At 38.5% G+C, this 13,357-nt stretch carries 14 protein-coding genes and 2 riboswitches; of the genes, 8 read left to right on the forward strand and 6 right to left on the reverse strand.

The features are described 5' to 3' along the window. Window positions 1-9: 9 nt before the first annotated feature. Both ACNJYY_RS10925 and ACNJYY_RS10930 read right to left on the reverse strand, forming a co-directional pair. Window positions 10-717, reverse strand: a complete 708-nt coding sequence (locus tag ACNJYY_RS10925; RefSeq protein WP_416731722.1) for a phosphoadenylyl-sulfate reductase — start codon at window positions 715-717, stop codon at window positions 10-12. A 93-nt stretch (window positions 718-810) separates the two neighbouring features. Next, a complete protein-coding gene (locus ACNJYY_RS10930) occupies window positions 811-954 on the reverse strand; it encodes a YezD family protein (RefSeq protein ID WP_318243503.1) in 144 nt (47 codons plus the stop codon). Window positions 955-1,254: 300 nt separating this feature from the next. Further along, window positions 1,255-1,359, reverse strand: a riboswitch (SAM riboswitch). Window positions 1,360-1,572: 213 nt separating this feature from the next. On the opposite strand from ACNJYY_RS10930, the gene ACNJYY_RS10935 reads away from it, so the two are divergent. From ACNJYY_RS10935 to ACNJYY_RS10960, 6 genes are all read left to right on the forward strand, one after another. After that, window positions 1,573-2,472, forward strand: a complete 900-nt coding sequence (locus ACNJYY_RS10935; protein WP_416731723.1) for a sulfite exporter TauE/SafE family protein — start codon at window positions 1,573-1,575, stop codon at window positions 2,470-2,472. Window positions 2,473-2,514: 42 nt separating this feature from the next. Continuing rightward, window positions 2,515-2,619, forward strand: a riboswitch (SAM riboswitch). 115 nt (window positions 2,620-2,734) lie between these two features. Then, window positions 2,735-4,048 (forward strand): homocysteine synthase, encoded by a 1,314-nt coding sequence (locus ACNJYY_RS10940; protein ID WP_416731724.1) that lies wholly within the window; start codon window positions 2,735-2,737, stop codon window positions 4,046-4,048. 190 nt (window positions 4,049-4,238) lie between these two features. After that, window positions 4,239-5,024 (forward strand): polysaccharide deacetylase family protein, encoded by a 786-nt coding sequence (locus ACNJYY_RS10945; RefSeq protein WP_416731725.1) that lies wholly within the window; start codon window positions 4,239-4,241, stop codon window positions 5,022-5,024. A gap of 193 nt (window positions 5,025-5,217) precedes the next feature. After that, window positions 5,218-5,952, forward strand: a complete 735-nt coding sequence (locus ACNJYY_RS10950; protein ID WP_416731726.1) for a GntR family transcriptional regulator — start codon at window positions 5,218-5,220, stop codon at window positions 5,950-5,952. 43 nt (window positions 5,953-5,995) lie between these two features. Then, window positions 5,996-7,534, forward strand: a complete 1,539-nt coding sequence (gntK, locus tag ACNJYY_RS10955; RefSeq protein WP_416731847.1) for a gluconokinase — start codon at window positions 5,996-5,998, stop codon at window positions 7,532-7,534. Window positions 7,535-7,551: 17 nt separating this feature from the next. Then, complete coding sequence (locus tag ACNJYY_RS10960) at window positions 7,552-8,898, forward strand: GntP family permease (RefSeq protein WP_416731727.1); 1,347 nt, start codon at window positions 7,552-7,554, stop codon at window positions 8,896-8,898. 74 nt (window positions 8,899-8,972) lie between these two features. Here ACNJYY_RS10960 and ACNJYY_RS10965 read toward each other — a convergent pair whose 3' ends face one another. The 3 genes from ACNJYY_RS10965 to ACNJYY_RS10975 all read right to left on the reverse strand — a co-directional run bounded on the left by ACNJYY_RS10965 (window position 8,973) and on the right by ACNJYY_RS10975 (window position 11,410). Beyond that, a complete protein-coding gene (locus ACNJYY_RS10965; protein WP_416731848.1) occupies window positions 8,973-9,275 on the reverse strand; it encodes a P1 family peptidase in 303 nt (100 codons plus the stop codon). Next, window positions 9,275-10,639: an LVIVD repeat-containing protein gene (locus ACNJYY_RS10970; protein ID WP_416731728.1), complete on the reverse strand. Its 1,365-nt coding sequence runs from the start codon at window positions 10,637-10,639 to the stop codon at window positions 9,275-9,277. The genes ACNJYY_RS10965 and ACNJYY_RS10970 overlap by 1 nt, the downstream gene beginning before the upstream one ends. Before the next feature lie 165 nt (window positions 10,640-10,804). Next, window positions 10,805-11,410 carry a LysE/ArgO family amino acid transporter gene (locus tag ACNJYY_RS10975; RefSeq protein WP_416731849.1) on the reverse strand — a complete coding sequence of 202 codons (606 nt, stop codon included), beginning with the start codon at window positions 11,408-11,410 and terminating at the stop codon, window positions 10,805-10,807. Window positions 11,411-11,446: 36 nt separating this feature from the next. Here ACNJYY_RS10975 and ACNJYY_RS10980 point away from each other — a divergent pair, with 36 nt between their 5' ends. Together ACNJYY_RS10980 and ACNJYY_RS10985 are read left to right on the forward strand one after the other, a co-directional pair. Next, window positions 11,447-11,626 carry a hypothetical protein gene (locus ACNJYY_RS10980; RefSeq protein ID WP_416731729.1) on the forward strand — a complete coding sequence of 60 codons (180 nt, stop codon included), beginning with the start codon at window positions 11,447-11,449 and terminating at the stop codon, window positions 11,624-11,626. Window positions 11,627-11,787: 161 nt separating this feature from the next. Then, window positions 11,788-12,501, forward strand: a complete 714-nt coding sequence (locus ACNJYY_RS10985; RefSeq protein WP_416731730.1) for a DUF421 domain-containing protein — start codon at window positions 11,788-11,790, stop codon at window positions 12,499-12,501. A gap of 232 nt (window positions 12,502-12,733) precedes the next feature. Here the strand turns inward: ACNJYY_RS10985 and msrA are convergent, their stop codons facing one another. Continuing rightward, window positions 12,734-13,279 carry a peptide-methionine (S)-S-oxide reductase MsrA gene (msrA, locus tag ACNJYY_RS10990; RefSeq protein ID WP_416731731.1) on the reverse strand — a complete coding sequence of 182 codons (546 nt, stop codon included), beginning with the start codon at window positions 13,277-13,279 and terminating at the stop codon, window positions 12,734-12,736. Between the last annotated feature and the right edge of the window lie 78 nt (window positions 13,280-13,357).

Below are 13,357 nucleotides of genomic sequence, written 5' to 3' on the forward strand. Positions count from 1 at the left end.
ATTAATTCTCTATTTATTCTCATGAAGCCCGCATTCTAGTTTTCCAGTTCCAGACCATCGTCCGGAACGAAGATCATCTGCGTTAATAGCTGCCTGTGTACATGGAGCGCAGCCTATACTTGGATAACCATTGTCATGTAGTTTGTTATACGGCAAGTCATGCTTATGGGCTTGCCGCCAAATATCTTTCCACGTCCAATGAATGAGCGGACAAACTTTTATACTTTTGAACCGTTCATCTCTGTTTACGAATTCGGTATTGCTCCTAGCCGCTGATTGCTCCTTACGAAGACCAGAGAGCCAAGCTTTTACCCCTTTTAACTCTTCTTCTAAAGGAATTACCTTTCTGATCGTGCAGCATAGATTGGAGTCCACGTTCCAAAGAGCATCACTGTGTTTTTCTGCTTGCTCTTCTAGAGTGAGAGCTGGCGCTTTTAGCTTGATTCGAAGTGAAGGATACCTTTTCTTTGCAGCTTCAATTACGTCATAGGTTTCTTGAAAATGCAGGTTTGTATCGAGAAATACGATCTGTGCATCTGGCTTCACTTGGGAAACGAGATCGACAAGAACACTGCCTTCTATACCAAAACTGCATGCATAGACTAAATCTTCACCATATGTTCCATAAGCCCACTCCAACACATCTAGAGCACCTTTTGTCGGATTTTCGTGATTAAAATCTGGTAATTTCTCATTCCAAGTTGCATACGTTAGCAATTCGCTACCTCCTTTTAACATAAAAAAGCGGCTTTAACGTTTTTAGAGCTTAGCCCTATCGTTAAAACCGCCTCTAGTTTTCTAGTCAGCGAACTATTTAATTCTTACCTTCTCGTTCTTTTCAAGCTGAATCACTTTTCCATCTTGAACGATTAAAGTGATTGAACCAAATTTAATACTGCTCAGCATCTTTTCAAGCTGAGGAAGAAAATCACTTGCACTCTTTTCGTTTGCCACTCCACTGCCTCCCTTTACAACATTCATTATCTTTTAAAGGCTCTTTCCTAAAAATTGTTGTTTTCTAAGTCTTACTTATTTCTTCTTTGGCTTTTGATTGGAGTGAAAGATGCGAGACTCCTGTGGGACAGGCGGGCAGGTGAGACACTTATACGAACGTACGAATGTGGCTCACCGCCTGCCCCACGGAAAGCGAGTATCTGCAACGGAAATCAACTCTTTCAAAAAGCTACAATGAATATGAAAACGACAATAAAAAAAACCTTCCCATTTCGGAAAGATAGTGGAGGTAAACATATTACCTTATCTTCCAAAATGTAAATACATTCTGCTGGAGTTAGCACCTTACGATCGCAGGTTGCCGGGTTTCATCGGGCCAGTTCCCTTCACCACTCTGGATAAGAGTTTAAATTTTATAAAATCATAACATATCTGAAGTGGATATCAAGACCTATTTTTTCATTTTTCTATTTTTACAAAAAATTTCAACAAACAGTTGACTTTTTATGTTTTAGGATCATATAGTATTAACTAAAATTTAATCCGTATCGCTGATCGGTAAACCGAAGGCTCTTAACATCACTTGTTAAGGGCCTTTTTATTTTGAGGAGGAAGAATATGAAAAAGTTAATCGTACTGGCTTTAATTGGTCTTGTTGCACAGTTGATCGATGGTTCACTAGGGATGGCTTATGGTGTTACATCAACATCACTTCTTTTAGTAGCGGGGATAGCTCCTGCAGCTGCATCTGCATCCGTACATCTTGCTGAAGTCGTCACCACTGCGGCATCCGGCGCTTCACACATAAAATTCGGAAATGTGGACCGGCAAGTCGTTCTTCGCTTAATTTTGCCGGGTTCTATCGGAGCATTTGTAGGTGCTTGTTTTTTAAGCAATCTGCCTGGAGATGTAATAAAGCCGTATATCTCAATCTTTCTAATTATCCTTGGAATTTATATCTTATATCGTTTTTTGTTTAAACTTGGAGAAAAGAAAGCAACAGCGAATGGCAAACCCTTTACGAAAAAACAACTTATTCCACTTGGATTATTAGCAGGATTTTTAGATGCTACAGGAGGTGGTGGCTGGGGTCCAGTCACCACTCCGGTCCTAATGGCAAAACAAGATATGAAAACTAGAAAAGTGATCGGTTCTGTAGACACGAGTGAGTTCGCTGTAGCAGTATCTGCTTCTATCGGATTTTTCATCGCTCTTGGATGGGAACAAGTTGAATGGTTATGGGTAGGAGCGTTAATGTTAGGAGGAGTGGTTGCGGCTCCGATTGCTGCATGGCTAGTTCGTCTCATTCCATCTCACATATTAGGGGTATTGGTAGGAGGACTGATTATTATTACCAACACAAGAACTCTTCTTCATACTCTTGGTGTATCAAATAACATGTTGTTCTCAATCTACTTTGTACTTGTTGCTTTTTGGGCTGTCGGTATTATCTATGCGGTAAAAAGTATTCCAGAAAATAAAAATCCGAAATTTTTAAAAAATTCTGTTGACTATTGATAATGACCTATGTATTATAAATCTTAATTCAATATTCAAATCTTCTTATCCAGAGAGGCTGAGGGACTGACCCTATGATGCCCGGCAACCAGCGGAAACGCATGGTGCTAATTTCAGCAGAACAATTTATGTTCTGAAAGATGAGACTTCGATCGGGTGAAATCATCGGGACCTCTTCTTTTGGAAGAGGTCTTTTTTTCTGGGATAAGTTGAAACTGAATGCGATTGGATATAAAAAATAACGTTGAGGAGAGATTCGAAAATGACTGATCAAAAAGCTGAAAGACAATATGGATTTGAAACGATTTCTTTACATGAAGGTCAAAAAGTAGATCCTACAACAGGAGCTCGAGCAGTACCCATCTACCAGACCACTTCATATCAATTCAATTCAACAGAGCACGCAGCGAACTTGTTTGCCCTAAAAGAGTTCGGAAATATATATACGCGTTTGATGAATCCAACACAAGATGCGTTTGAACAGACCATCGCAAAACTTGAAGGCGGTGTTGGTGCTCTTGCTCTTGCATCCGGCCAGGCTGCCATTACAAATGCTATATTCAATATTGCTGGTTCTGGTGATGAAATCGTCGCTTCTACCTCTCTATATGGTGGAACGTATAACCTGTTCTCAGTCACTCTCCCCAAGCTAGGCATCCAGACACAATTCGCTGAGATTGATAATCTTCAATCTTTTCAAGATGCTATTACAGAAAAAACAAAAGCCGTATACATTGAGACCATCGGCAATCCAAAAATAGATGTTGCAGATATTCAAGCGATCGCTGACATCGCACATGACGCAGGAGTTCCTCTTATTGTAGATAATACGTTGGCTACACCTTACCTTTGTCGCCCGATCGACCATGGAGCGGATATCGTTGTTCATTCTGCAACAAAGTTCATTGGAGGACATGGTACTTCAGTCGGTGGAGTTATCGTAGATTCTGGAAAATTTGATTGGAGCAATGGGAAATTCCCAGGCTTGACTGAGCCAGATCCAAGCTATAAAGGAATTGTGTATACCGATGCATTTGGTCCACTTGCTTATATATTAAAAGCACGTGTTCAACTGCTTCGAGATCTAGGTTCGTCTATCGCACCATTCAACTCCTTTCTATTTATTCAAGGATTGGAAACACTTGCTCTGCGTATAGAACGTCATGTTGAAAATACATTAAAAGTAGCGAAGTTCTTAGAGAGTCATCCATCGGTAGATTGGGTAAATTACGCAGGACTTCCAAGCAGCCCTTACTATGAACTTGCCCAAAAATACCTCCCTAAAGGCGCGGGTGCGATTTTAACATTCGGGGTTAAAGGCGGTGTTGAAGAAGGTAAAAAGTTGATCGAAAATGTTAGCATCTTCTCTCACTTGGCAAACGTGGGAGATTCAAAATCATTGATCATACATCCAGCCAGCACCACTCATCAACAACTATCTGAAGAAGAACAAAGAAAATCAGGCGTAAGTCCAGAACTAATCCGACTTTCAATCGGCATTGAAACAGTAGATGATTTAATCTATGATTTAGATCATGCTCTAAAAGCGATCTCACTTTCTCCAAGTGGGTTGTAAATTTCAACGCTTAAGCTGTTCAAAGGAATCCTTTGAGCGGCTTTTTTGTTACCAAGACTGTTGTCTGTCAGCGACCACCTTAAACAAAAAAAATCTTTAAAAGCAACCTTGCATACACATACAGCTTTGTCATAAATCAGTTTCTCGTTACAAATACTATAGGTAACAAATTTTAGAATGAGGGTTCATTATGTCTAGCATTGTAAGAGTGATTGTTTCCGTGCTTGTATTTCAATTTCTGTTTATTGGACCTCAAGTAGATGCTGGTATTGTAAATCGTTTCGAAGTTGAAAAGTATGGAGATGTGATCTGGGAAGTTCCTTCAAAAAAGAAACAAGTTGCGATTACGTTTGACGATGGACCAGACCCCGTATATACCTCTCAGATCTTAGATGTTCTTAAAAAGGAAGGTGTGCATGCAACATTCTTTCTTATTGGAAAGCGGGTTGAAAAGTACCCAGAAATCGTGAAAAGAGAGCTAAAAGAAGGACATGAAATCGGTAACCATACGTATAATCACCCTAGCTTCCACACGATTTCAAGGCATAAAGTTGTGGTTGAAACAAGAAAGACTGAGCACCTTCTAGATCCTGCTCATCATTCAGATTATATAAAATTGTTTCGTCCTCCAGGCGGGACCGTTACAGAGAACAGTTTAAAAGTCTTAAAAAAAGAGGGATATAAGGTTATCTTATGGTCTTGGCATCAAGATCCCCGAGATTGGACAAATCCAGGATCTCAAAGGATCGCCAGACACATCCTAACGAATTTAAAAAATGGAGATATTATTCTTTTGCATGATTCTGGAGGTAATCGCAGTCAAACTGTTGCTGCATTAAAGATTATCCTTCCTAAGCTTAAAGAAATGGGTTATGAGATTGTAACCGTTGATGAACTATTAAAAATGCACCCGCGATACAATGAGTTTCACGAAACTGAAATGAAGAAAGAAGAAGCCCCCTTATTAATAGAATAAAGAGTGAAAAGAACAATTTGGATTATAAGATTGTTCTTTTCTTTTTTTGTTAACTTCCCTACTCCTCCCTTTTATTCCGGGAATCATGCTAATTTTTCGTTTTTTAATAAAAAAATAAAAGCGCTTGCATTTTGTAATTACTGTACTATAATACTTGTATACAAGTATACTCGTTCTACAAAAGGAGGTTGTTATGTTGAACGATTTTAATGATTTTCTTTATCCTGAGAAGTGGCTTTCTAAAGCTTCGACTGGGGAACGTGTCGCATGTGAACTGAGAATGAGGATTATCTCGGGACTCATTGAAAGCGGTACCACCCTATCCGAAAATAAATTAGCAGCTGAATATCATGTAAGCCGCTCTCCTATACGAGAAGCACTAAAAGTTCTATCAAATGAGAACTTAATTCGTTTAGAGCGCATGGGTGCAGTTGTGGTCGGCTTAACGGAAAAAGAAATAGAAGAAATATATGATGTTCGCCTGCTTATTGAGACGTTTGTGTTTGAACGCCTCGTAAAAAACGATACCACTTCAGTAGTTAGAGAACTTACAAAAATCTTAGAAATGATGCAGATCGCAATAAAGTACAAAGATGCTGACGAATTTGCTCTTCAAGATGTCTTGTTTCATGAAACAATCATTCGTTCAATTGATCATTCTTACATCACGATGATTTGGAACAATACAAAACCTGTTATGGAAAGCTTCATCTTATTATCAATGCGCATGCATTTTAACGAAAAATACGATGACCTTTCTCGAATTATGAAGAACCATGAACTCTACATTGATGCGATCTCGTCTAAAAATAGAGAGATCATGATTCAATCGCTTCATCAAAATTTTGATGATGTTCAAGGAAAAGTAGATGACTTATGGATGTCACAACAAATGCTATCGAAAGCACGGGAGCAAGAAAAGGAGTAGATCAATGACGGATATCGACGGTACACAACATAGAAAAAGCTATATGGTAGGAGTCGACATCGGAACTACGAGTACAAAAGCTGTGTTGTTTAATGAAAGCGGAGACATTCTCTCACAAGAAAACATTGGGTACCCGCTTCATACACCTGATATTTCTACAGCGGTACAAGACCCAGAAGAAATTTTACAGACGGTTTTGCAAACCCTTACAAATGTAATAAAAAAATCTTCAATATCATCTAACGCTATCTCTTTCATTTCTTTTAGTTCTGCAATGCATAGTGTGATTGTAATGGATGAAGATGATCAGCCTTTAACACCTTGTATCACTTGGGCGGATAACCGGAGTGAAGAATGGGCTAGAAAAATAAAAATGCAATATAACGGACATGAGATCTATAAGCGAACAGGAACTCCTATTCATCCGATGAGTCCATTAAGTAAAATCGCCTGGATCGTAAATGATCAGCCTGAAATCGCAGCAAGAGCTAAAAAGTATATAGGAATAAAAGAGTTCATATTCCACCGCTTATTTAACGAATATGTGGTAGATCATTCTCTAGCATCAGCTATGGGGATGATGAATCTGAATAATTTGGATTGGGATGAAGAAGCATTAGGGGTCTCAGGGATTAATCGTGACCAACTATCTACCCTAGTTCCAACGACAACGATCTTTAATCATTGTCAATTGGACATAGCGAAACAGATAGGAATCGATCCGAAAACCCCATTTATTATTGGAGCAAGCGATGGTGTGCTATCAAACCTAGGTGTAGATGCGATTGGTAAAGGTGAAATAGCCGTAACCATTGGTACGAGCGGAGCTATTCGTACAATTATAGATAAGCCGCAAACGGATGAAAAAGGAAGAATTTTTTGCTACGCATTAACAGAGAATCATTGGGTTATCGGTGGACCTGTAAACAACGGCGGTGTTGTTCTGCGCTGGATCCGGGATGAATTTGCGGCATCTGAACTTGAAACCGCAAAGCGATTAGGAATCGATCCATATGAGATACTCACAAAGATAGCAGAACGTGTTCGGCCAGGAGCAGATGGTTTATTGTTTCATCCCTACCTTGCTGGTGAACGTGCTCCACTTTGGAATTCAGATGTTCGAGGGTCTTTCTTCGGTCTAACGTTGTCTCATAAAAAAGAACATATGATCAGAGCCGCACTTGAAGGTGTGATCTATAACCTTTATACCGTGTATCTAGCATTGGTCGAATGTATGGATGAACCTGTAAGCAGAATTCAAGCAACTGGTGGTTTTGCTCGATCAGAAACGTGGCGTCAGATGATGTCAGACATTTTTGATACAGAGTTAGCCGTTCCAGAAGTTTACGAAAGTTCTTGCTTAGGAGCATGTATTCTAGGGTTGTATGCAACAGGAAGAATACAAACGTTTGAAGCAGCTTCAGACATGATTGGAAGTACTTATACCCACACTCCTAATCAAGAAGCCGTGAAAGAGTATAGAGAATTGTTACCGATTTTTATCAGTCTATCTAGAAAACTAGAAGAAGATTATTCACGGATTGCATCGTATCAAAGAAGTTTAATTCATAGAGAAAATTAATATCAGGGGGATCTATCATGCCATTATTTATCGTAGCTTGTGGAATATTAGCATTGTTATTATTGATCATGTATTTCAAATTAAACACATTTATTTCTTTAATTATCGTTTCATTCGGTGTTGCTTTAGCACTAGGTATGCCACTTGGAGAGATCGTTAAATCGATTGAAGCAGGTTTAGGTGGAACACTCGGTCATTTGGCGTTAATCTTCGGTCTAGGTGCCATGTTAGGTAAACTGATCGCTGATGCCGGCGGTGCACAGCGAATAGCTATTACACTTATAGAAAAATTTGGTGAAAAGAAAATTCAATGGGCGATTGTTGTTGCTTCCTTCATTATTGGTATCGCTTTATTTTTTGAAGTAGGTCTAGTTTTATTAATTCCAATCGTGTTTGCCATTTCAAAACAATTACGCGTTTCTATTCTTTATCTAGGTATTCCAATGGTAGCAGCTCTTTCAGTAACACACGGGTTCTTACCTCCTCACCCAGGTCCAACGGTAATCGCAGGAGAATTTGGTGCTAATATTGGTGAAGTATTGCTTTACGGTTTTATCATTGCGATTCCAACTGTTATTCTGGCTGGCCCCGTGTTTACGAAATTAGCAAAAAAGATTGTTCCTGACTCATTCAATAAAACAGGAAATATTGCTTCATTAGGCGAACAAAAAGTATTCAAACTAGAAGATACACCTTCTTTTGGTATCTCAGTGTTTACAGCTATGCTTCCGGTCATTTTAATGTCGATTGCAACGGTGATCACACTTTTTCAAAACACGATGGGTATTGCGGACTCGAAGACATTTGAAGTGATCCGCTTTGTTGGTGACGCTTCAACTTCCATGTTGATCTCTTTACTCGTAGCGGTTTATACGATGGGATTAGCAAGAAATATACCTATTAAAACGGTTATGGATTCATGTACAACAGCTATCACTCATATCGGAATGATGCTTCTAATCATCGGTGGAGGCGGAGCCTTCAAACAAGTATTGATTAACGGCGGTGTTGGTGATTATGTCGCTGAATTGTTTAAGGATACTACATTCTCTCCAATCTTACTGGCATGGATTATCGCAGCCATTCTTCGTATCTCGTTAGGATCTGCAACGGTAGCTGCCTTAACAACAGCGGGTTTAGTTATTCCTTTACTCGGCCAGACAGATGTTAATCTTGCGTTAGTCGTACTTGCTACAGGTGCTGGTAGTTTAATAGCATCACACGTGAACGATGCTGGTTTCTGGATGTTCAAAGAATATTTTGGCTTGAGTATGAAAGAAACATTTGCAACCTGGACATTATTAGAAACTATTATTTCAGTTGCCGGACTAGGTTTTATCTTACTTTTGAGTTTGTTTGTATAATAAATAGAGAATCCCTATCGACTTAGCCTCGATAGGAATTTTTTTATAAAGTCCTATTTGTACAGCAATTACGGTTACACTAGCTGAATATTGAATTTCTCTAAAAGATCTTTAAACGCCGGCCGTTCATTCCCGTCTCTTCCTTTAACATGTGATGCAGTTACAAGTGAGTTTAACACGGCTTCTTCTGTTGCTTCTCCAACTGCTCTAAACGCTAGATCTAAATCTTCTTCATATATTGTCGGAATGCTAGTGATATCCTTTGGTTTAAAATGAGGAATCTTTGTTGCAGTTGAAAAACCGATGATCACTTCCCCACTTCCGTGAGTAATAAATGAACCCGTTCTCGATACTTGGGAACGTTGATTTTTTAAGATTACTGTTCACCATTCGTCAGTTTAAGAACTTTTAAACCTGTACCCATATCGGAAGCGTAGACATAGTTACCAGCTACATCAACACCCCAAATGTTTGATTTTTCTGGGATATATTTCCCTAGTTCTACAGGATTGCTTGGATCTGTAATATCAACTGAACGTACCCCTCCTCCATAATGTGAAAGGTATAGCGTATTGCCATGTACTTTCGGATCGTGAACAGTGTTTGCAAAAGTCACTCCATATTGAACATCGTCAACAAGCTCTGTCTTAAATTCACTTAATAGCTTAGGATTCGTCTTGTCCTTAATATCAAAAATACGTGTATAGCCGTAAGATTGTTCATAGCCTGGTTTTGTAGGGTTATACACTTCACGCGTTTCGATTAATACATTTCCGCCTTTAGCAAGAGCTGCAGAGTGAGCTGATCCTTGCTGTGTTGCACTAAATGTTGTTCTTCCCAAATAGGTTGGATTCTTCGGATTCTTCAAATCTAATACAATTGTCCCCAAGTCCCAAAATGACAGGTAAGCAGTTTTACCGTTTACATCAGCCATCGTACTGTGGTTAAATACAGCACGCTGCTTTCCATTTGAATCTGTCCAGTTATAGCCGTCAAAGTCTTCTGGTACTTCTGGTAATTCACGAGGATCGAACTGATAAATCGTTTGTGGTGATGCTGGGTTACTCACATCAACAATTTGGAAGTCCTTTTCTTCTCCATGTGTATAATAATCAGCGTATGGATTTGCTGTCAAAACATAAGGTTTGCCACCCTGCGCCGTCAAATACAGTTCATGTGTTCCAGTAACACGCTTATCAAGCTCCCAGAATCCAAGCTTCTTTGGCTGATAAGGATTCGTTACATCATATAAAAGAAATCCTCCAACAGAGTTTTCTGCTTTACGATCAAGCTGCTGAACGGAAACAACAGCTAAGTCGCCTTTGAAGTGTTTTGTGCTAACACGTTTCACGATTACTTTTTCTTGCCAAGTTCCTGGGATATCATCTGCAAACAATGCTACTTCTTTAGGATTTGATGGATCTTTAACATCCCAAACACGAACTCCGCCTTCACCACCGCTCTTCGTGTGTGTTCCAGTGTACGCGAAACCTTTATGTACATAAACGTCAGCAGTGTTATTTTGTTTGCCGTTTTTTTCTTTGATTTGTACAGCTGCTACCTCTTTCCAGTTAAAACTTTGAGATCCTTCAATCGTTGATTCAATGGCTTCATAACCAGGGCCTGTTCCCTTTTCAATTATATCCGATCCTAATTCATCGTGAGCTAAAACAAATGAACCAATACTTCCAATACTTAAAGCCGTTGCAAGACTAAGACTTAATACAAATTTTCTGTTCATATGTACCTCCCAGTGATTTTAGTTCGCTACTGAATTAAATTATTACAAAATTCAGCAAATCAACCTAGAGTCAAAGGAAGTATTATACAATTAATGTTTTTTTAGAATTTGTAAGCAGAAAGTTGCAGCCCAGCGTTTCTAAGGATGCTTAAAGAACTAGATTATTTAAAAAATAATAGTTGCTAGGTATATAGCAATACACCAAATAATGATAGCTGATACTTTATTAATAATATTTAAAATGGTTCCCCCAGAGTCTATTCTTCCAATGGTTCTTCCTGCTAATGCCAATCCTATAAACCAGAGCCATGATACCCCGACACATGTTAGTGTGAACACTAGCCTTTCAGATCCTGAATAGGCGAGTGAACTCGTACCTATCACACCAATGGTATCTAAAATAGCGTGCGGATTCAAAAGGGATACAGTTGCGGCGAAAATGATTTGCTGTTTAGGATGCATGCTAGATTGTGAGGTTTCCGGGTTAGTTTTGCTAGACCAAATCGACCACCCCATATACAATAAAAAGAAAATACCAACAATCATTAATAACAATTTAAGCGTGCCAAAAGCAGTAATAATAGCCGATATCCCTGTTACAGCTAACACTATTAATATGGTGTCACAAACACCTGCAGTTACAACAGCGGGAAGACTTCTCCAGAACGATGGTTGTTGAGCACCTTGGTTAAAAATAAAAACATTTTGTACGCCTAATGGCAAAATCAGACCAAAAGCTAGAAGAACGCCATGAATAAACGCATGAGCCAAATGCAAGACAACTCCTTTTGAAGTGGAGGTAGCTAGATGTATACGAGTGAAATACGAAAGAAAAATCATGACCGTAAAAATGTAAATACCACATTAAGTCATTCACTTTACTCAGAAATTAAAGCTTTAGCAAAAAAACTGAATAAGCCAGCAAATGAACTTATCGAAGAAGGAATAGTTCACGTGTTGAATCAGTACAAGAAAACCAAATCGTGAAGTTTGAAGCGCACAGATAAATTCTGTGCGTTTTTTTATTCGTTAACAGATAAGTCTAGATAACCATAAATCTTTATGACCAATTTCTAAAGCAGTCTTAAATTCAGTTTATTTGGATAAAAAGAATAATAAATGATAAATAATGCTGGTTATTGGAAGTGATGTCTTTGAACACTTATATTGATGTTGTGATACGTACTATTGTTGCTTTTATCGCCTTATATGTTGCAGCCCGGATACTAGGCAAACATACTGTTTCCAGAATGACAATCTTTGATTTCATCGCAGTTGTAACACTTGGTTCTGTTACAGCAAACCTCTCATTTGCGCTTGAAATCAAAGCTCGCTATATCTTTCTTGGACTAGTTCTTTTTGTGGTCTTGATCTATCTTTCTGCTTATCTTTCATTAAAAAGCAAAAGAGCTAGAAAATTTGTAGCTGGTGATCCAACGGTTGTAATAGAAAATGGCAAGATACTAGAACACAACATGAAGAAAATGCGCTACACACTCGATTATTTGAATCAACAGCTTAGGCAAAAAGATATCTTTTCTGTTGACGAAGTGGATTATGCTCTCGTTGAAAATAACGGACTGCTATCAGTAAAGAAAAAAGAGCAGCACCTTAACGTTACGCGTAAAGACTTACATATGTACAAGCCTGAAGTAAAACTGCCGATTGAGTTGATTATGGATGGCGAGATCTTACAGGACAATCTAAAAGAAAACAACATCTCTAATGAGTGGCTGCAAACAGAACTCATTAAGCGCAACCTCTCAGCGGACAATGTCGTTTATGCCTTATTGACCAGCAGCAATAAACTTTATATAGACACACATGATGATCAGCTTAAGTCGCCTTTGGATGTGGAATAATATGATTATTTAAAATACTATTTAGCGAGCATCTAATACACGAGCTAAACCTCTTAACTTTTTAATCGTAATCCAATTTCGAGTAACTTGCACACCTAACTTAAAAAACTGAACCGCTAGTTTTGAATGTCGTATACTTTGCCTTTCGTATAAATTAAAAATCTAGAAGTAAACAAAAAAGGGACTTAATACTAAAGTCTCTTTTTTGTTTACATAATATTATTATGGTACTCTACTCCCAATTTTCGTTTATAAACTTGTCTCTACCAGATGTTTCACGCTCTTCTTTATAAGCTTTTGGATTTTTTTTATAAAAATCTTGATGATATTCTTCCGCTTCATAAAACACGCTTGCTGGTAGGATTTCTGTTACGATCGGATTTTTAAACTTACCACCTTCTTCTACTTCTCTTAAAGATTGTTCAGCAAGTTCTTTTTGTTCCTCAGTATGATAAAAAATTGCCGTTCTATATTGACTTCCACGATCGATAAACTGGCCGCCATCATCCGTTGGATCAATTTGTGGCCAATACAGATCCAACAATTTTTGATATGGAAATACCTCTGGATCGAATGTGATTTGAACGGCTTCACGATGCCCAGTCTTCCCTGTTTTAATTTGTTCATAGGATGGGTTTTCAAGTTCCCCACCCGTGTACCCAGATACAATACCATGAATGCCAGGAAGTTCATCGAACGGTTTTACCATACACCAGAAACAACCTCCTGCAAATGTTGCGAGCTCTTTATTACTCACCCTTATTCCTCCTAAAAACATAAACTCATTGCTTAACAAGATTTTATCGTGTTAAACAAAAAAAGAACAGTGATTGTACTTCATTATTCATAGGATAAC

The organism is Fictibacillus tiangongensis (assembly GCF_048083785.1).
Taxonomy (GTDB): domain Bacteria; phylum Bacillota; class Bacilli; order Bacillales; family Fictibacillaceae; genus Fictibacillus.